Source organism: Comamonas testosteroni (assembly GCF_000761245.1).
GTDB lineage: Bacteria > Pseudomonadota > Gammaproteobacteria > Burkholderiales > Burkholderiaceae_C > Comamonas > Comamonas testosteroni_C.
In genome coordinates this window covers 75,442-94,608 of the sequence record NZ_AWOR01000048.1, presented here as the reverse complement: position 1 = coordinate 94,608, position 19,167 = coordinate 75,442, and the positions used below count along the sequence as shown (strand labels likewise).

The window sequence follows — 19,167 nt, the reverse complement described above, 5'->3', positions numbered from 1 at the left end:
ATACAAGTCGATCGACGAATGGCGATGATTTGCGGCAGCAGCGCCTGATCTGATTGAGCTGTTTTGACGTCGAGGCACTGCGGCTGCTGCTTGCCGTATTCTTGACAGCGTTCCCTGAAAGTCTGGTGCCTTTAGCTGACCTCCCGCGTCCGGTAAGGAATGACAGCTATCGGCAACCCATGGTCGACGGGCAAAAAGATGCTGCGATATGAGGCGCCTGGACGTGTCTGTTTCCGGGGGCTGAATTGTGCTTACGTCGTCGATCTGGAGTATCGACTTGTCAGCTCCAAAGGGCCGCAGATTCGGTTGCGGCCCTTTTTGCTGGCCGGCCTGGCTTGTTGACTTGGCTCAATATGAGCCGGGGCAAAGCCCGGCACAGTGTGGCGCATATGTTCACCATGCCCTCCATGTCGCAAATCGCTTCCACGTTTGGGCAGCCTGAGAGCTTCGCTCCAGGCTCTTGGCTCAGGCTACGTCGCCAACCCCTCGATTCAGTGCTGTATCTGGAAAGCGGCAGCGTGATGCTCGGGGTAGGGCAGGAGTCGGCCATGCGCCATCAACTGGGGCAGGTGGAAGGGCCGACCTGGCTGGATGCCGCTTTTGCGCTGCAAGAGCGTCCTTCCTGCCTCGATATGCAGGCACAGACGGCTGGGCGCATCTACGTCATTCCGCTGGCGCGCTTTCTAAGCTCTGTGGCGGAGCTTGCACCTGCCGTGCAGCACTTGCTCAAAGATCTGGCCAAGGCCTATTGCTCGCAGACCGAGCTGGCGGTCAGTCGCCTGGCTCAGGATGCCGAAGCTCGCTGCGCCCAGTGGCTGCTGAACCATGCGAGTCCGGGGGGAAATGGCAATGCCCTGCATGTCACCCTCAAGGCACGCAAACGCCTGATTGCAGCGCAACTGGGTATTGCGCCGGAAACATTCTCGCGCGTGCTCAGGCAGTTGCGAGAGCATGGGCTGATTGCCGGGCGAGGCAATGTCATTGAATTACCCAAGCCCGGCGCACTGGAGGTGCTGGCGCTGGGGTAAATACCGGGCCGGGTTGCAGGCCATGCAGCGCTTGGCTTTTGCTCTGAGCAGGAGCTTGCGGCGTAGCATTTGTCGACAATCTCCGGGGTTTCCTCTCGTTGGGTTGCAGACATCGGCTCTCTATATTGAGGCCCATGTCAGATGCTGTCTTCTCCATGCAAGCAGAGCCGCCATGGGTTGCGCCCTCGCAGCCAGAGGAGGTTGCTGCCGCGCCACAGTCTGGGCGGATACGCAGAGGCCCGGGCCCCATGCTGCGCAGCATGGTGCTTGTTGCCATGATTGCAGTGCTGCTGGTTGGAGCTGGCGCTGCGGGCTGGGTGGCTTATTCCCTGCGCCGGGCGGTCATGGACGGAGCGCTGCCGGCGCAGACCAAAGCGTTGGAATACGCGGTTCGTTCGCTGGCCTTCAGAGTCGAGCAGCAGCAAAAACCCCTGCATAGTCTGTCCTCTGTGCTGGCGGGCCATATGCATGATTCTCAGGAGTCACTGGAGGCCATGCTCAAGCAGCCCACCTCCATGGCACAGCAATATGAGCAACTTCAACTGGCTGATGGAAAAGGGCAGTTGCTGGTCAATTTGCATCAGGAGCAGGCGCTGGCCGCAGAACAGCTTGAGGAGCCGCTGCGTGAAGTGCTCAAGCGGTCATTGGCAGAGGGCAAGCCGATCACTCAAGCCTGGGTGCGTCCCGGTGATGAGGGCCTGCAGCTGGAGTTTCAGAATGTCGTGCCGGTGCGTGATCTGCAAGGCAAGTTGCAGGGCGTTCTTGGCGGCAGCTACCGGACGCCTTTGTCGGTGTTGTTTTCGCTGGAAGTTGCCTCTGCCGAAGCGGGGAGCCAGCTGCTGCTGATCGACCGTGACCTGCGTCCGCTGGCTCTCAGCAGCAAAGGGCAGTGGCAATTGCCTCCTGCCTTGAGCGATGCTGCGCTGCCTCGCGGGCTGGATCAAGCTTGGCTCAAGACGGCTCAGACCGGTGCGGTCAGTGAGCAGAGAAACAACCAACTCTGGAGCGCCATGCCGCTGCCTTGGGCGCAATGGACTTTGCTGAAAGTCAGCAACGTTCAGGAATGGGTGCCGGGAGTCTCGGTCAAGATGATGGGCTGGCTGGCCACGGCCCTGCTGGTACTGGCTGGACTGCTTGGGGCGGTGCTTTGCCTGATCGCCTACCCGCTGACGGCCTTGTTCCGCTCGGCAGAGCAGGCTTCTCGGCGCGGGCTGATGCTGGAAGTGGACCTGGCCAGCCGCAGGGGCAACTGGTGGCATGGCCTGTCCGATCATGACTGGGGAGAGGCCCAGACCCTGCGCACTGCATTGCAGGCCCTGGGCGGTGGATATGAGGCGCATGGCGAGCTGGAGCGTGATTTGCAGATGCAGTTGCAGACGTTAATGGACTATGCCCCCGTAGGTTTGATCGTGACGCATGGCTCAACGGTGCAGCGTGTGGGCATGCAGGCCGCCAGAGTACTTGGCTATCAGCCTCAGGAAATGCAGGGCCTGGCTGTGCGCGATCTGTGTGCCAGCGATGCCGACTATGAAGATCTGATGGGGCGGGTTCGGCGGGCTCTGGATACTTATGGACAATTTGATAGCGAAGTCTGCTTGGTACGCAAGGATGCAAGGCCGATATGGGTGCGAATTCACGGTCAGAGCATGCAGCGCATGCACAGGGCCTGGGAGCAGTCGGGCAAGGCGCTGGATGGTCAATACCTGGTCTGGGAGCTGGAGGATGTGACCACGCAGCGGCAGTTGCGCGAACAATCGAGCTGGAAAGCCATGCACGATCCCTTGACCCGCCTGCCCAACCGAACGGCCTTTGCTCTGCGGCTCAAGGAATGGCTGCGCGAATATACGACTCCCGACTATCTGGAGAGCTTGGGAGGCGCGAATGTGATCGCCCGTTCGCAGAGCGAGCCCAAGGCGCATGGCATCGTGCTGTATGTAGACCTGGACCACTTCTCTCAGGTCAATCGCCAGGGTGGGCGTGAAGTGGGTGATGAGGTGCTCGGCCATATTGCGCGCCTGATCGAGTCCACGGTGCGACCCCATGGCTGGGTGGCCAGGGTGGGGGGCGATGAATTTGCGATTCTCATGGCCGGAATCAGCCGTGAGGAGGGAATGCGCCATGCGCAACTGCTGTGCATGGCCATCCAGGACTGGGAGGGCTCCTACCAGGGCCAGCGCTATATGTTGAGTGCCAGCATCGGCATGTTGCTGCTGGATGCCAGCTACCACACGGCGGCCAGCGCCTTCAAGGGAGCCGACATGGCCTGTTATGCCGCCAAGCGCAAAGGGCGCAATCGCGTGGAAGTGATGACTGCAGCGGTCTGAGTCGGATTGCGCATGCTGAATTCAAGGCAGATATGACAGCCTAGAGGGCAATCCCTTGGCTGCTCAAAGGGGCCGACTGAGTTACGCTCTGCGGCTGCTTTGTATACAAAAATGGATGAGGCTGGCCGTGCAAGTGCCCGGATGGCCGTGACCTATGCGCGACCAGACCTTGTTCGACAAGATAGATTTGCACCTGATCAGGGTGCTGCACACGGTGCTGACGGAGCGCAGCGTCTCCAGGGCGGCGCTGCGACTGGGCATGCATCAGCCGGCGGTGTCTGCAGCTCTGCGGCGTCTGCGCGAGCTCGCTGGCGACCCTTTGTTGGTGCGTTCCGGGGCGCAGATGCAGCCTACCGATGTGGGGCTGCGCATGGTGCAGCCCTCTGCAGACATTCTGCGTGCCGCCGAGGGGCTGTTCAGCGATGCGCGGCATTTTGACCCGCGCACCTCGACTCGTACTTTCCGCATTGCGGCCAGCGACTATCTGGATCCCCAGTTCCTGCCGCGGCTGATGTCGGCCATGAAGGCCCAGGCCCCGCATTGTCCGGTGGACTTCCTGCCGCTGAGTGCCGAGGCGCATTACGAGGGACAACTGGCCGATGGCGAGATCGACGTCGTCATCGGCAACTGGCCGCAACCACCGGAAGGCCTGCACATGGCCAAGCTGTTCGAGGACGAGGTGGTCTGTCTGGTCAGTCCCAAGCATCCGGCAGTGCGCAGGGGCTGGGACGTACAGCAATGGCTGCAGGCCGAGCACATTGCGCCAACCCCGGCCTATCCCGGTGCCCTGGGCGTGATAGACGAACAGTTGGCAGGCATGGGTTTGAGCCGCCAGGTGGTGGCACGCTGCGCGCATTTCAGTCTGATTCCCGACATGGTGGCATCAAGCTTGCTTGTCATGACCTCGGGCAGATTGTTCTGTGAGCGTTTCAGCGAACGTCTGTCCCTGGCCATACTGCCTTGCCCTGTGGAATTCCCTCCGCTGGTCTATTACCAGCTCTGGCATGCGCGTTCGCATGCCGGAGCCGCCACACGCTGGCTGCGAGAGGTGGTTCGCAATGTTGCACTAACGCTGCGAAATCAATAGCTTGTATCGTATTCCTGTTCAGCGCATAGAGCCTGTTTGAGTCAATTTGTTATTTGAATTGAGAGACAATCCAGCGATGAATCCCCCCCCGACACATTCCCCATCTGCGAGTGCGCCTGCGCGTTTGCAGCTGGAGGGTATTACCAAGCGGTACCCGGCTGTGGTTGCAAACAGCAAGGTATCGCTGAAAGTCAAGCCCGGCGAGATCCACGCCATCCTGGGCGAAAACGGCGCTGGCAAGTCCACGCTGATGAAGATCATCTACGGTGCGGTCAAGCCTGACGAGGGAGCCATCCTGGTCGACGGCAAGCCGGTGCAGATCCGCAATCCGCAGGAAGCCCGGGCCCTGGGCATTGCCATGGTGTTCCAGCATTTCAGCCTGTTCGACACGTTGACCGTGGCCGAGAACGTCTGGCTGGGCCTGGACAAGAGCATTGCACTGGCCAAGGTGATCGAGAACATTCAGGCCACGGCCCGCGATTACGGTCTGGAGGTGGACCCGCATCGCCCCGTGCACACGCTTTCCGTCGGCGAGATGCAGCGTGTGGAAATCATCCGTGCCCTGCTGACCAATCCCCGGGTGCTGATTCTGGACGAACCCACCTCGGTGCTCACGCCCCAGGCGGTGGAGATGCTGTTTGTGGTGCTGCGCCGCCTAGCCGCGGAAGGCTGCTCCATCCTCTATATCAGCCACAAGCTGCATGAAATCCGCTCGCTGTGCACGGCCTGTACGGTGCTGCGCGGCGGTGTGGTGACGGGGGAGTGCAACCCGGCCAACGAGACCAATGCGTCGCTGTCGCGCATGATGATCGGCTCGGAGCCGCCGGAGCTGGAGCACCGCACGGCCAATACCGGCGATACCGTGCTGCGTGTGCAGGGGCTGACGCTCAGGAGTCAGGACCCCTTCGGTGTCGATCTGCAGAGCATTGCGCTGCAGGTGCGTGCGGGCGAAGTCGTCGGTATTGCTGGCGTCTCCGGCAACGGTCAGAAAGAGCTGATGTATGCGCTGTCCGGCGAGGACACACGCGCCGAGGCCGAGGCCGTGCAGTTGCTGGGCAAGGGCGTGGGACGCATGGGGCCGAGTCGGCGCCGTGGCATGGGCCTGCACTTTGTGCCTGAAGAGCGCCTGGGGCGCGGTGCCGTGCCCAGCATGGGCCTGGCCCACAACCTGTTGCTGACGCGCAAGACCGCAGTCGGCAAGGGCGGCTGGATTCGCATGGCAGCGCTTCAGTCGCAGGCGCGGGACATCATCGGCCGCTTCAACGTCAAGGCCGGCGGCCCGAACTCGGCCGCGCAGTCGCTGTCGGGCGGCAATCTGCAGAAGTTCATCGTGGGTCGTGAAATTGATGCCAAGCCGCGTCTGCTCATCATCTCTCAGCCCACCTGGGGGGTGGATGTGGGGGCTGCAGCGCAGATTCGGGGCGAGATTCTCAAGCTGCGCGACCAGGGTTGCGCCGTGCTGGTGGTCAGTGAGGAGTTGGACGAGTTGTTTGAGATTTGTGACCGCCTGCATGTGGTGGCCAAGGGCCGCCTGAGTCCCTCGGTTGATAGAACAGCTGCCACTGTGCAGCAGATTGGTGAATGGATGAGTGGCCTGTGGGATGCGGCGGCGGTGCAGGGAGGTGTCCATGCTTAAGCTGGAACAACGTCCCCAGGCGTCCAAGTTCTGGACCTATGGCTCGCCGATTCTGGCGTTGCTGATCACCGTGCTGGTAGGGGTCTGCCTGTTCGCCCTGCTGGGCAAGGATCCGGTCAAGGGCTTGCAGGCCTTTTTCTGGGAGCCCATCAGATCGGGCTATGCCCTGGGCGAGCTGGCTGTCAAGGCCACGCCGCTGCTGCTGATTGCGCTGGGGCTGGCCGTATGCTTTCGCTCCAATGTCTGGAATATCGGTGCCGAAGGCCAGTTCGTCATCGGGGCGGTGGCTGCAGGAGGCATTGCCTTGCTGGCAGACAAGACCACAGGGCCCTGGATCGTGCCAGCCATCCTGATCGCGGGCATGCTGGGCGGCATGTTCTGGGCGGGCATCGTGGCCTTGCTGCGCGACCGCTTCAATGCCAACGAAATTCTGGTCAGCCTGATGCTGGTCTATGTGGGCACGCTGGTGCTGGGCTATCTGGTCTATGGTCCCTGGAAGGACCCTATGGGATACAACTTCCCGCAGACCAAGAGCTTTGAGCGCGTCACGCAGATTCCGCGGCTGGTGCAGGGCATGCGCATGAATATCGGCGTCATCATCTCGTTGGTGGGAGCCGGTCTGCTGTGGGCATTTCTGTTTCGCACGCGTGCAGGTTTCGCGTTGCAAGTGGGCGGCCTGGCGCCGTCGGCGGCACGCTATGCCGGCTTTTCCTCGCGCAAGGCGCTGTGGACGGCGCTGCTGATCTCCGGCGCCACAGCCGGTCTGGCGGGAGCGCTGGAAGTCGCTGGCCCTCTGGGTCAGCTCACGCCCTATGTGCCCGCCGGCTACGGCTTTGCGGCCATCATCGTGGCCTTTGTAGGGCGCCTGCATCCTGTGGGCATGATTTTCTCGGCCATTCTCATGAGCATGTTTTATATCGGTGGCGAGCTGGCGCAGTCGCGTCTGGGCCTGCCCAAGGCGCTGACCGGCGTCTTCCAGGGGCTGCTGCTGTTCGCGTTGCTGGCCTGCGACACGCTGGTGGCCTATCGCATCCGCTGGGTGGCGAAAAAAGCCGGCAGCGCCATTTCTGCAGTGAAGGGAGCCTGAGCCATGGAATCCTATGCACTGCTGCTGGGCTCCACCCTCAGCGCCGGCACCGTTTTGGCGCTGGCGGCCCTGGGCCTGCTGATCAATGAAAAATCGGGCATCGTCAATCTCGGTGCCGAAGGCATGATGCTCTGCGCTGCCATTGCGGGTTTTGCCGCTACCGTGCACACCGGCAACACCTGGATGGGCTTTGGCGCGGGCATGCTGGCAGGGGCCTTGCTGGCCGCCATCTTCGGAGGATTGGTGATCTGGTTCAACACCAACCAGTATGCAACCGGTCTTGCGCTTTCGCTGTTCGGCGCGGGCTTCTCGGCTTTTGTGGGCCTGGGCTATGTGCAGGCCAAACTGCCAGAGCTGCCCAAGTACTCCATCCCGGGCCTGGCAGATCTGCCGCTCGTGGGCCCGGCCTTGTTCACGCTGCACCCGCTGGTTTACGGCGCCATTGTGCTGGCCGCCTTGATGGTCTGGTTTCTGTACCGCACGCGTGCGGGCCTGGTGCTGCGCTCGGTCGGCGAGTCGCCCTCGTCAGCCCATGCCCTGGGTTACCCCGTGCGCCGCATCCGTCTGATGGCCGTGATGTTTGGCGGTGCCATGTGCGGTCTGGCGGGGGCCTTCATCTCGGTGGTCTACACGCCGCTGTGGGTGGAGAACATGGTTTCGGGTCGAGGCTGGATCGCTCTGGCGCTGACGACTTTCGCGACCTGGCGGCCGGCCCGCGTCCTGCTGGGCGCCTATCTGTTTGGCGGCGTGACCATGTTGCAGTTCCATCTGCAGGCCACTGGGGTTCAGGTGCCCAGCCAGATTCTGTCCATGCTGCCGTACCTGGCCACCATCGTGGTGCTGGTGCTGATCTCGCGTAATCCGACCTGGATTCGCGCCAATATGCCGGCTTCCCTGGGAAAACCCTTCTACCCTGGAGCGTGATGCCCAAATGTGGTGCAATCCGTTTTTCAAAAATAATGAGAGGACAACTTCAATGACAACTCTGGGCAAACGCGCTCTGATCAAGATGATCGGCCTGTCGGCTGTTTCCATGGCTGTGCTGACCGCTTGCGGCAAGAAGGAAGAAGCACCTGCAGCTCCTGCCGCCGCACCTGCGGCAGCGCCTGCTGCCGACAAGCTCAAGATTGGCTTCATGTATGTGAGCCCCATCGGCGACGGCGGCTGGACCTACCAGCACGAGCTGGGCCGCAAGGCCATCCAGGAGAAGTTCGGCGACAAGATCGAGACTTCCATGGTCGAGAGCGTGCCAGAGTCTGCAGACGCCGAGCGCGTGATGCGCGACATGATCGGTCAGGGCAACAAGCTGGTCTTCGCCACCAGCTTCGGCTATCAGGACTTTGTGCAAAAGGTCGCCGCTGACGTCAAGGATGTGAAGTTCGAACACGCCACCGGCTACAAGACGGCCGACAACGCAGCCGTGTACGACACCAAGACCTTTGAAGGTGCTTATCTGGCAGGCATCGTGGCGGGTGCCATGACCAAGACCAAGACCGTGGGCGTGGTGGCTTCGGTGCCAATCCCCGAAGTGGTGCGTAACATCAACAGCTTTGTGCTGGGCGCTCAGAGCATCGACCCCTCCATCAAGGCCAAGGTGGTCTGGGTGAACGAGTGGTTTGCTCCTCCCAAGGAATCCGAAGCCGCCAACAGCCTGATCAACGGCGGCGTGGACGTGATGTACCAGAACACCAACTCTCCCGCCGTGCTGAAGACGGCTGAAGAGCGCGGCGCTCGTGCCTTCGGCAAGGATGGCGACATGAGCGGCTTCGCGCCCAAGGCCCATCTGGGCTCGGCCGTGATCGACTGGACCCCCTACTACAGCAAGGTGGTGGAGGACACGCTGGCCGGCAAGTGGCAGACCGGCAACTTCTGGTGGGGTGTGAAGGAAGGCGCCATCGACCTGAAGAAGATCGCTGACGACGTACCCCAGGAAATCAAGGACAAGGTTGAGAAGGCTCGCGCCGGCCTGAAGGACGGCTCCTTCGCCGTCTGGACAGGTCCCATCAAGGACAACACCGGCAAGGAATTGCTGGAAGCCGGCAAGGTGGCGGACGACGCCTGGCTGCGCAGCATCAACTTCTATGTGAACGGTATCGAGGGCAAGGTGCCCGGTGCCAAATAAGCACTGTTTGCGGGGCGCCTGACCAGCGTCCGATCAAAGGCCCTGAGGGGCCTTTCTTTTTGCGCTGTCGTTTTCAGGATACCTATCTGCAATTTGGCGCAGTTTATGCATATATTGCCCAAGGTGTAACCGGTATCCATGGGATTGCGCCCCTATCGGTTTCAAACCTCACTCTTTGTTCCAAGGAAACTTTAATGACTGATTTGCACAAGCGTTCATTGATCAAGGTCGCCGCACTGACGGCTATTGCCTCGGCCGCTCTCGTGGGCTGTGGCAAGAAGGAAGAAGCAGCTGCGCCGGCAGCAGCCCCCGCTGCCGCTCCTGCAGCCGCTGCTCCGGAACCTCTGAAGATTGCTTTTGCTTATGTCGGCCCGGTGGGCGACGGTGGCTGGTCCTTTGCCCATGACCAGGCCCGCAAAGCCCTGGAAAAAGAGTTCGGTGACAAGATCAAGACCAGCTATGTGGAGAGCGTGCCCGAAGGCGCCGATGCCGAGCGCGTGCTGCGCGACATGGCTTCGCAGGGCAACAAGCTGGTGTTCGGTACCACCTTCGGCTATATGGACGTGATCCAGAAACTGGCCCCCGAATTCGCCGACGTGAAGTGGGAGCACGCCACCGGCTACAAGACCGCAGCCAATGTCAGCACCTATGACAGCCGCACTTACGAAGGTGCCTATCTGGCCGGCATCATTGCCGGTGGCATGACCAAGTCCAACACCCTGGGCGTGGTGGGCTCTGTGCCTATTCCCGAAGTGATCCGCAATATCAACAGCTTCACCCTGGGCGCCCAGTCCGTGAACCCCAAGATCAAGACCAAGGTGGTCTGGGTCAACGAATGGTTCAGCCCTCCCAAGGAGACTGAAGCTGCGACCAGCCTGATCAACGGCGGCGCCGACATCCTGTTCCAGAACACCGATTCACCCGCGGTGCTGAAGACGGCCGAGGAAAAGGGCAAGCGTGCCTTCGGCTGGGATTCGGACATGACGGCCTACGGTCCCAAGGCTCACCTGGGCTCATCCATCATCAACTGGGCGCCTTACTACATCGATTCCACCCGCAGCGCGCTGGAGGGAAAGTGGAGCAGCCGTCAGACCTGGTGGGGTGTCAAGGAGGGTGTGATCGACATCGTTTCACTGGCTGACGACATTCCTGCCGACCTCAAGGCAAAGGTTGAGGACGTGAAAAAGGGACTGAAGGAAGGTACATTCACCATCTGGAAGGGCCCTATCACCGGCCAGGACGGCAAGGAGCTGATCGCTGCCGACAAGGTTGCCGATGACGGTTTCCTCAAAGGCATCAATTTCTACGTCAAGGGCGTGGAAGGCAAAGTGCCAGGTGGCGACTCCAAGTAAGCACTGCTGCTCAGGCATCGCGCCGCCTCGCCGCACCGATTGCGGCCTGTGGCGCATGTCTTCAAGGCAGACCCCGGGGTTTGCCGGGTAGTGTTGGCTGTTGGCAGTCGTCCAGACACGACTTGCAGCGACAGGGCCGCCGCAGAGCGGCCCTTTGTATTTCGATAATGATGAGTATTCCCCATGACTGAACGTACCCTCTGGCATCCTGTTGCCCAATCCTCCGATGTGGTGAGCGCGCCGTTTTCCGTGCTGCTGCTGGAACAGCCGCTGGTGCTGTGGCGCAATGCCGAGGGACTGGTTCAGTCCTTTGTGGACCGCTGCCCGCATCGCGGTGCGCGCCTGTCCATGGGACGTGTGGAAAACGGACATCTGGAATGCCCCTATCACGGCTGGCAATTCTCCTCGGGAGGCCAATGTGTGAAAGTGCCCGCCGTGCCCGATTTCACGCCCCCTGCATCGCAGCGTGTGCAGGCCTTCGAGGTGCAGGAAGCCTATGGCCTGGTCTGGGTGCGGCTCGAGCCTTCCGAGAGCCAGCTGCCCGTGTTCGCGGCCGAGACGGACGCGCATCTGCGCAAGGTGAACTGCGGGCCCTACGATGTGGCGGCCAGCGCGCCGCGCATCATCGAGAACTTTCTCGACATGTCCCACTTCGGCTTTGTGCACGAAGGCTGGCTGGGCAGCCGCGATGCCACGGCGATTGCCGCCTACAAGGTCGAGACCACGCCCACCGGCGTGCTGGCGACAGGCTGCAAGGCCGTGCAGCCGCAATCCAATCTGCATTCCACCCAGGCAGCCGAGGTGGAGTACACCTACGAGGTGACCGCTGCCTACACCGCCGTGCTGACCAAGATTCCCGAAGAGGGCAGCTCCAAGCAGGGCTGGCGCGAGCAGATCGGCCTGTTCATCTGCCCTGTCGCTCCCGAAACCAGCCGCGTCTGGTTCCGTCTGGCAGTCGCGGACTTCGAATCGACCGATGAGCAGTTGCAGACCTTCCAGCACACCATCTTTGTGCAGGACCAGCCGGTGCTGGAGTCGCAGCTGCCCAAGGCCCTGCCGCTGGATCCGCGCGCAGAAATGCACTCGGCGGCCGACCGCATGTCGTCGGCCTATCGCCGTTTCCTGAAGGCTCAGGCGATCGCCTTCGGAACCTGCTGAGACAGGCCTGAGAGGCTTTGCCGCCTGCCCCGGCTGGGCGTCCATGCGGCTCGCCGGGAGGCTGAGCCACGGGCTTGCGGCGGCAAGGCCGAAGTCGCAGACCTGTCGGGGCTGGCCATATGGCTTGAGCTGTGCCGGTTTGATAGGCTAGACATTGAACGGCGCGTGGCGCCAAGGAGAATAAAGATGAACACCGTGCCTGCCGTAGATGTTTCCCGTCTGCCGGAGCTGCTGCGAGCCATGCCCAAGGCCGAGCTGCATATGCATATCGAGGGCTCGCTGGAGCCCGAACTGATTTTTGCGCTGGCGCAGCGCAACCAGATACCTCTGGCCTATGACAGCGTGGAGGCTCTGCGCGCGGCCTATGCCTTTACAGATCTGCAGAGCTTTCTGGACATCTATTACGCGGGTGCCAGCGTGCTGCTGCATGAGCAGGATTTCTATGATATGGCGCGCGCCTATCTGGATCGTGCCGTGGCCGACAATGTGGTGCACACGGAAATCTTCTTTGACCCGCAGACCCACACCGAACGCGGCGTGGCCATGGAGACCGTCATCAACGGTCTGTACCGGGCCTGCCGTGACGCGCAGATCGAGCAGGGCATTTCCTCCTCGTTGATCCTGAGCTTTCTGCGCCACCTGAGCGAGGAAAGCGCCCTGCAGACGCTGGAGGCCGCGCTGCCGCTGCGTGATCGCTTCATCGGCGTGGGGCTGGACAGCAGCGAGCTGGGCAATCCACCCGAGAAGTTCGCCCGCGTGTTTGCACGTTGCAAGCAACTGGGCCTGCGCCTGGTGGCCCATGCCGGGGAGGAGGGGCCGCCCGCCTATATCTGGGGTGCTCTTGATGTGCTGAACGTGGAGCGCATAGACCATGGCGTGCAGTCCGAGCAGGATGCGCTTCTGATGCAGAGGCTGGTCAAGGAGCAGATACCGCTGACAGTCTGCCCTCTGTCCAATCTCAAGCTCTGCGTGATCAAGGACCTGGCCGATCACAATCTGCCGAGGTTGCTGGCGGCCGGACTCAAGGTCATGATCAACTCGGACGACCCGGCCTATTTCGGCGGCTACGTCAACGAGAACTACACCCAGCTCTTTGCCGCCACGGGCATGGGCGCGCCCGAGGCCTACCAGCTGGCGCGCAACAGCCTGGAGGCGAGCTTCGCCAGCGAGGCGCAGAAGCAGGAATGGATTGCACGCCTGGACGAAGTGTTTCGGGAATATGCCTCGGCTTGACGAAGTGACTTCTGAGCGGCGCAGCGGCCGTCTTCACAGGCACCGATAGCCTGGGGTCCGGCGATTGAAGGCCCGGTTGAAGCGATTCAACCGGGCTTTCTTTGCGTGGAGCGGCGCAGTGCCAGGGCCGGCAAAGGTCCGGTGGCCATGCGCCGCGTGGTGTCGCCGCGCAGATGCTCGAACAGCAGATCGACCGCCTGCTGGGCGATGTCTTCCAGATGCAGGTCCAGTGCCGTCAGCGGCGGCTCGCAGCTGCGCGCACGCAGACCATCGTAGCGCGTGGCCAGCATCAGATCTTCGGGAATGCGCAGGCCTGCCTGCTGGGCGTAGCGGGCCGCGCCCACGGCAAAGGCATCGACCATGACCAGCAAGGCATCGAGCTCTGGGTGCTCGCTCAGCAGTTGCCGGGCTGCGGCATGGCCGCCGTCCTCGCCTTCGGCCTCGTCCATGCGCAACACCACAGGCCGCATGCCATGGCCGGCTGCCATGGCTGCATAGGCCTGCTCGGCCTGACTGTAGGACGTGCGCTCTGAAGCTCCGACCACCAGCCCAATCTGCCTGGCTCCGGCCGCCAGCATATGGGTGAGCAGCATCTGCGTGGCGGGACCCGACAGCAGATCGACATAGGGCACGTTGACATGGTCGCCGCCCGGGCGTCCGATGGACACCACGGGCAGGCCCTGCTGAAGCAGCTCTGCCAGTTGGGGGTCGCCGGCCTGCGGCTCTATGACCAGGGCGCCGTCGATATCGAGCAGGTTCAGCGAAGTCTGGCCGGGCTTGTGGGGCGGAACCAGCGCCATGACCAGGCCGCGCTCAAGCGCCGATGAGGCCGCGACAGCTGCCACTTCCATGAAAAAACCCAATCGCGACGGCCCGCCCGAGACCGTGAACGGCATGGACGACATCAGCGCAATCATGCTGGCGCCGCCTGTGCGCAGGCGCTGCGCATGGCGATTGGGCCGGTAGCCAAGGCTGCGCGCAGCTTCCTCCACCCTCAGGCGTGTGGCCGGGTCGACCTGACCGCGGCCATTGAGCGCGTGCGAGACCGTGGTGCGTGAAACACCGGCCTCGCGGGCCACGTCGGAGATGGTGATGCGTTGGCTGGGCGTGTCGGCCATGGAATTCCTCAAGAGTGCGGGCGGTCATTGCGAAGCGCACGGCAGGCGTTGCAGAAGTTTTTGTATACTTTACTTTGCCCAAATCGATTTGGTTAATTTGGAGTTGCATCAATTATTAGTAAAGAAGATTGATGCAATACAAGTACCAAATCGATTTTCTTTTTGAAAACGATATCGCCTTGCCGGCTGGTCGCAGTGCCGGTCGACGTGCAGATATCCGAGCGCTGCCCCGGTTGTCGGGCAGCGCTGCGAGTCAATTGCGACCGGGGTGCTGGCCTGCCGCCGCTTCGGTTTGCTCACTGGAGAATGAATGTGCCCAAATCGGATTTGAGCCGTCGCAGCTTTTTGAAGGCCGCAGCCGCCCTGGGGGTGGTTGCCGGAGTGCGCCCGCTGGAGCAGGCGCTGGCGCAGATGGTCGAGCCGGCAAACGGTCAGGACGCTGGCTGGATGGACGGCGGCCGACTGCGCTACCGCCGCGACGGCATGGCCAAGGTCACGGGCCAGAAGCTGTTTGCCATCGATCTGCGCGCGCGCGACATGGCGGGCTGGCCCGACAAGCAGTCCCATGCACTCTTGATCATGGTTCCGCGTGCCGACCGCATCTACGAAGGTCTGGACCTGTCCGTGCTGGGCAAGGACTTTGCCCCCGACGTGCTGGTGGACGCCGAGCGTGCCGCTGCCGACGGCGTTCACATGCCCGAGCCCGGTTTTTACGGCAGCTACTTCTTGCCCAAGGGCCAGGTCTCGCCCATGCTGGGCCAGCCCGTGGCCATGGGCATCTGGCATGACTACGAGCGCTACCGCGAAGCCGTGCGCCTGCTGCGCTTTAACGAGGGCATCTTCCAGTGGGGTGCAGCCGCCACGCCGCCCAAGCGCAAGCCCTATGTGGCCGCGCGCTATGTGCGCATGGGAGCCGAAAGACATGACGAGCCCGATCCGTACGCGCCGCTGTACCACGGCATCGTGCGCCCGCAGCTGACCGGCCCCGAGGTGCAATGGCCTGGCGCGGACGATCCCAAGCATGGCAAGGCCATGCAGTATTCGGCCCAGATCCAGCGGTTGCTCAAGCAGCCGCCCGAGGGCACCCAGGTCTTTTCCCGCGACTACCACAGCCAGTCCATGGAGCCTGCCGCGCTGGAGCCTGAAAACGGCCTGGCCTGGTATGAAGAGGGCAGTGGCGTGATGCATATGGTGGGCGCCACGCAGGCGCCTTACGCCACGGCAGCGCATGTGGTCAGCATGGTCAAGGCCAGCCGCTTTGCGCTCAAGGAAATGGATTATCTGAGCGCCTACACCGTGGGCTACGGGCAGAAGGAGCACCACTCCTTCCCGTTCTACGTGGGCCTGGCGGCGCTGTATGCGCAAGGTCGCCCGGTGCGGCTGGCGCTGGACCGCTGGCAGCATTTCCAGTTCGCACTCAAGCGTCACCCCTTCGATCTCAAGACCACGATTGCCGTGGATGCCGAGGGGCAGTTCCAGGCCTTCTCGGTGGACATGCGCGGCGACGGCGGCGGCACCATGAACTTCAGCCCTTCGGTGGGCACGCTCGGTGTCGCTTCCTCGCAGTCGGTGTACTACTTTCCCAAGAGCGATCTGTCGGTGGCCGTCTTCCCCAGCAGCGAAGTCACGGCGGGATCGGTGCGCGGCTACGGCACGCTGCAGTCCATGGCCCCCACCGAGATGCTGGTCGATGAAATTGCCGAGCAGATCGGCATGGACGCCATCGCCCTGCGCCAAAAGAACATGCTGCGCACAGGTTTGCGCAACACCCAGGGCGCTGTGCCGGCGGGCCAGTTGCGCATCGGCGAAATCCTCGAGCTCGCGGCCAGGGACCCGGTCTGGGTCAACCGCGCCAGGCGCAAGGCCGAGTACGAGGCGGCACACCCCGGCATGCGCTACGGCGTGGGCTTCGCCTCGGTGCAAAAAAGCTTTGGTACGGCCGGCGAAGCCGCGCTGGCATTGATCGAGCTATCGCCCGAGGGCAAGCTCAAGATGAAGCACATCACGGCAGAAATCGGCACCGGCACCACCACGGCCCAGATGCTGGCGGCAGAGCCTTTTCTCGGTCGCCCCGTGGACGAGGTGGAGTTTTCGGCCCAGAAATGGCCCGAGATGCCCGTGCACACGCAGGAGCAGCCCAACTCCACGCCCCAGGCCGATGAGGATCGCCTGTCGCAGGACCCTTATTGGGTGCCTAGCTTCACTTCGCCGCAATCGGCTTCCAACTCGGCTTACTACTTCACCCACACCACGCGCCAGGCAGCCAAGCTGCTGCTGGCCCAGGGCCTGTGGCCTGCAGCGCTGTCCATCTGGGGCAATCCGTTTGGCGGCCCGTTGCAAGGCATGCCGGTCTCGCTCGACGAGGCCGAGTGGAAGGACGGCAAGCTGGTCGCCGGTGCCATGGAGCCCTTGACGCTGGAGCGCCTGGCCGCACGCGCCCATGAGCTGGGTCTGGTCACCGGTGTCTGCGTCCACACCTTCAACCGCCGCTCCTGGGCCAGTGCCGAGTTCGAGCTGGGCGGCAAGCGCTTTGCTGCCGAGATCGATGCGCTGTCCCTGCGCTTTGGCAATGGTGCCGATGCCGCCAAAAAGGCCGCGATGGACAGCGCTGGCTATGCTTTTCAGCCGCGCGTCAAGGTCAGCTATCCGCCCGTGCACCGTCTGGCTGCCGGGGCTGTGTACTACGCGCCTTGCGCCACGCTGGTGGAGCTGGCCGTATCCACGGGTACCGGCAAGGTGACGCTGCTGGGTCACAAGACCTGGCTGGAATGTGGCTCGCAGATCGTGCCCGAGCTCGTCTCGGGCCAGTTGCAGGGCGGCGTGGCCATGGGTATCGGTCACGCGCTGTATGAAGAGCTGCCCCTGGGGCCGAGCGGCCCCGGCAACGGCAGCTGGAACTTCAACCGCTACCACCTGCCGCGCGCCAGCGAGCTGGCCGTGTGGACGGCAGAGGGCCATGTGCTGCCTCCGGTCTCGCGCACCGACCCGCCCAAGGGTATGGCCGAAGTGGTGATGATTCCCGTCGTCGCTGCCTGCGCCAATGCCGTGGCGCATGCCACCGGCAAGCGCTTCTATCAACTGCCGCTGAGCGCGCAACGAATCAAGAAGGCATTGTGATGCAGCAACATATCCAGTTTTCCGCCACCATCAACGGTCAAAAGACCGGCCCGCATGAGCTGCCCAAGGACCTGATGATGATCGAGTTCCTGCAGGAATATGCGGGCATGAACGGCACGCGCCTTGGCTGCGGCCAGGGTGTGTGCCGCGCCTGCACCATCATCGTGGACGAGCCCGGCAAGGGCCCGCACACCGTGCCCGCCTGCGTGACCGGCGTGGCCTGGCTCAACGGCAAAAGCATGCGCACCATCGAAGGCGCGGCCCGCACCGATGACACCGGCCAGATCACGGCCTCTGCCGTGCAAAAAGCATTCCTCGAGCATTTCTCGTTCCAGTGCGGCTATTGCACGCCGGGCTTTGTGAACTCGGCCACCGTGCTGATGGAGCAGCTGCATGTCAGGCCCGTGGATGCCAACGCCGTGGAAGAAGCCGTGGAAGCCGCATTGGACAAGCATATCTGCCGCTGCACCGGCTATGTGCGCTACTACCACGCCGTGCGCGACCTGATTCTGGCCACGCCGGGCCTGACCACGGGCCAGCGCACGCGGGAGGTCAGCCGTCATGGATAAATCCCAACGCAGCAAGCGGGGCATGATTGCCGCAGGTATTGCAGCTGCAGCCGTGGTGGTGCTGGGCGGCATGTATATCGCGGGCAGTGCAAGCGGCAGCGTGCCGCCTGCCACGGTGGACTTTGCCGATATCAGCGCCGAGCAAAAGCAAAAGCTGTTCGACCGCGGCCTGCAGGTGTTTCGCGCTGCCGACTGCGCGGCCTGCCACAGCTCGCCCACCACGGGCGCCGAGCTGGCCGGAGGCACGGCCATGGTCACGCCCATGGGCACGCTGTACGGCACGAATATCTCGCCCTCCAAGGAGCATGGCATAGGCAAGTGGTCGGCCGACGATCTGTACCGCGCCGTGGCGCGCGGCATGGCACCGGGGCGCAAGAACCTCTATCCCGCCATGCCTTATGCGAGCTACCACGACATCACGCGCGCCGATGTCGATGCGCTCTGGGTCTGGCTGCAGGCCCAGCCGGCCGTGGAAGTGCCCAACCGGGAGCCGGAGATGCACTTCCCGTTCAGCATCCGCCCCGGTCTGGCGCTATGGAATGCGCTGGAGCGCCCTGCGGGTGCGCCGGCCCCCGAGGCCAGCAACTCCCTGGAGCGTGGCGCCTATCTGGTCAACACCCTGGGCCACTGCGGCGAATGCCATACGCCGCGCACCAGCAGCTTTGCCATGGACCTCAAACAGTCGCTGGCAGGCAATGTGATCGAAGGCGCCTATGCCCCCGACCTGCGCCCCAAGGCCATGGCCGAGCGTGGCTGGAGCGAGCAGGATCTGCTGCAGTTTCTGCGCACCGGTCTCTCGCCCCAGGGCGTGATGACCATGGGCATGTTCCCCGTGCTGCAGCATTCGAGTGCGCATATGGAGGAGGCCGACCTCAAGGCCATGGCCGCCTATCTGATGCAGAGTGAAAAGCCCGTAGTCAAGCTAGCGGCCGAAGCGCCTCAGACCCCGACCTCGGCCAATGGCGAGCGCATCTACATCGGTCTGTGCGCAGGCTGCCACGGTGTCGATGGCCAGGGCCAGCCGCATTCCTCGCTGCGCCTCGATACCAACACCACGGCCATGTTCCCCACGCCGCTGAACCTGGTGCGTGTGATCCGCGAAGGCCTGCCCGAGCGTGATCTGGCCCATGGCGAGCGCATGCAGGCGATGCCAGGTTTTGCCGATCAGCTCAGCCACGAAGACATGGCCGATCTGGTGAACTACATGCGCCTGCGCTGGGGTCGCCAGAAGGGCGATGTGACACCGGCGCAAGTCGCCGATGTCATCAAGACCGCCGAATCCCATTAAGCAGGGGTTTCTATCAAAAGAGCTGGCAGCGCTTGATGGACAAGCCCT

The 19,167-nt window shown here is 62.8% G+C and carries 14 protein-coding genes; 13 read left to right on the top strand and 1 reads right to left on the bottom strand.

The window, feature by feature from the left end:
- The first annotated feature begins 389 nt into the window (after positions 1-389).
- The 10 genes from P353_RS14325 to P353_RS14280 all read left to right on the top strand — a co-directional run bounded on the left by P353_RS14325 (position 390) and on the right by P353_RS14280 (position 13,027).
- Positions 390-1,028, top strand: coding sequence for a Crp/Fnr family transcriptional regulator (locus tag P353_RS14325; RefSeq protein WP_034370538.1), 639 nt, complete (start codon positions 390-392; stop codon positions 1,026-1,028).
- 275 nt (positions 1,029-1,303) lie between these two features.
- Positions 1,304-3,352 (top strand): sensor domain-containing diguanylate cyclase, encoded by a 2,049-nt coding sequence (locus tag P353_RS14320; RefSeq protein WP_232776514.1) that lies wholly within the window; start codon positions 1,304-1,306, stop codon positions 3,350-3,352.
- 154 nt (positions 3,353-3,506) lie between these two features.
- Positions 3,507-4,439, top strand: coding sequence for a LysR family transcriptional regulator (locus P353_RS14315; protein WP_034370532.1), 933 nt, complete (start codon positions 3,507-3,509; stop codon positions 4,437-4,439).
- Between the two features lie 76 nt (positions 4,440-4,515).
- Complete coding sequence (locus P353_RS14310) at positions 4,516-6,075, top strand: ABC transporter ATP-binding protein (RefSeq protein ID WP_034370529.1); 1,560 nt, start codon at positions 4,516-4,518, stop codon at positions 6,073-6,075.
- Complete coding sequence (locus tag P353_RS14305; protein ID WP_034370526.1) at positions 6,068-7,162, top strand: ABC transporter permease; 1,095 nt, start codon at positions 6,068-6,070, stop codon at positions 7,160-7,162. Before P353_RS14310 ends, P353_RS14305 begins: the two co-directional genes overlap by 8 nt.
- A gap of 3 nt (positions 7,163-7,165) precedes the next feature.
- A complete protein-coding gene (locus P353_RS14300; protein ID WP_003073332.1) occupies positions 7,166-8,086 on the top strand; it encodes an ABC transporter permease in 921 nt (306 codons plus the stop codon).
- Positions 8,087-8,138: 52 nt separating this feature from the next.
- Entirely contained in the window at positions 8,139-9,284 is a 1,146-nt protein-coding gene (locus P353_RS14295) for a BMP family ABC transporter substrate-binding protein (RefSeq protein WP_003073334.1), read from the top strand.
- A gap of 194 nt (positions 9,285-9,478) precedes the next feature.
- Positions 9,479-10,636: a BMP family ABC transporter substrate-binding protein gene (locus tag P353_RS14290; protein WP_034370522.1), complete on the top strand. Its 1,158-nt coding sequence runs from the start codon at positions 9,479-9,481 to the stop codon at positions 10,634-10,636.
- A gap of 183 nt (positions 10,637-10,819) precedes the next feature.
- Positions 10,820-11,794: an aromatic ring-hydroxylating oxygenase subunit alpha gene (locus P353_RS14285; RefSeq protein ID WP_034370519.1), complete on the top strand. Its 975-nt coding sequence runs from the start codon at positions 10,820-10,822 to the stop codon at positions 11,792-11,794.
- A gap of 186 nt (positions 11,795-11,980) precedes the next feature.
- On the top strand, positions 11,981-13,027 hold the full coding sequence (locus tag P353_RS14280) for an adenosine deaminase (RefSeq protein WP_034370516.1): 1,047 nt from the start codon (positions 11,981-11,983) through the stop codon (positions 13,025-13,027).
- Positions 13,028-13,113: 86 nt separating this feature from the next.
- Here P353_RS14280 and P353_RS14275 read toward each other — a convergent pair whose 3' ends face one another.
- Positions 13,114-14,145 carry a LacI family DNA-binding transcriptional regulator gene (locus tag P353_RS14275; protein ID WP_034370513.1) on the bottom strand — a complete coding sequence of 344 codons (1,032 nt, stop codon included), beginning with the start codon at positions 14,143-14,145 and terminating at the stop codon, positions 13,114-13,116.
- 306 nt (positions 14,146-14,451) lie between these two features.
- On the opposite strand from P353_RS14275, the gene P353_RS14270 reads away from it, so the two are divergent.
- The 3 genes from P353_RS14270 to P353_RS14260 are packed head-to-tail and all read left to right on the top strand — an operon-like array spanning position 14,452 to position 19,119.
- Complete coding sequence (locus tag P353_RS14270) at positions 14,452-17,262, top strand: xanthine dehydrogenase family protein molybdopterin-binding subunit (RefSeq protein ID WP_034370509.1); 2,811 nt, start codon at positions 14,452-14,454, stop codon at positions 17,260-17,262.
- A complete protein-coding gene (locus tag P353_RS14265; protein WP_034370505.1) occupies positions 17,262-17,831 on the top strand; it encodes a (2Fe-2S)-binding protein in 570 nt (189 codons plus the stop codon). Before P353_RS14270 ends, P353_RS14265 begins: the two co-directional genes overlap by 1 nt.
- Positions 17,824-19,119 carry a cytochrome c gene (locus P353_RS14260; protein WP_052084866.1) on the top strand — a complete coding sequence of 432 codons (1,296 nt, stop codon included), beginning with the start codon at positions 17,824-17,826 and terminating at the stop codon, positions 19,117-19,119. Before P353_RS14265 ends, P353_RS14260 begins: the two co-directional genes overlap by 8 nt.
- Positions 19,120-19,167: the final 48 nt, after the last annotated feature.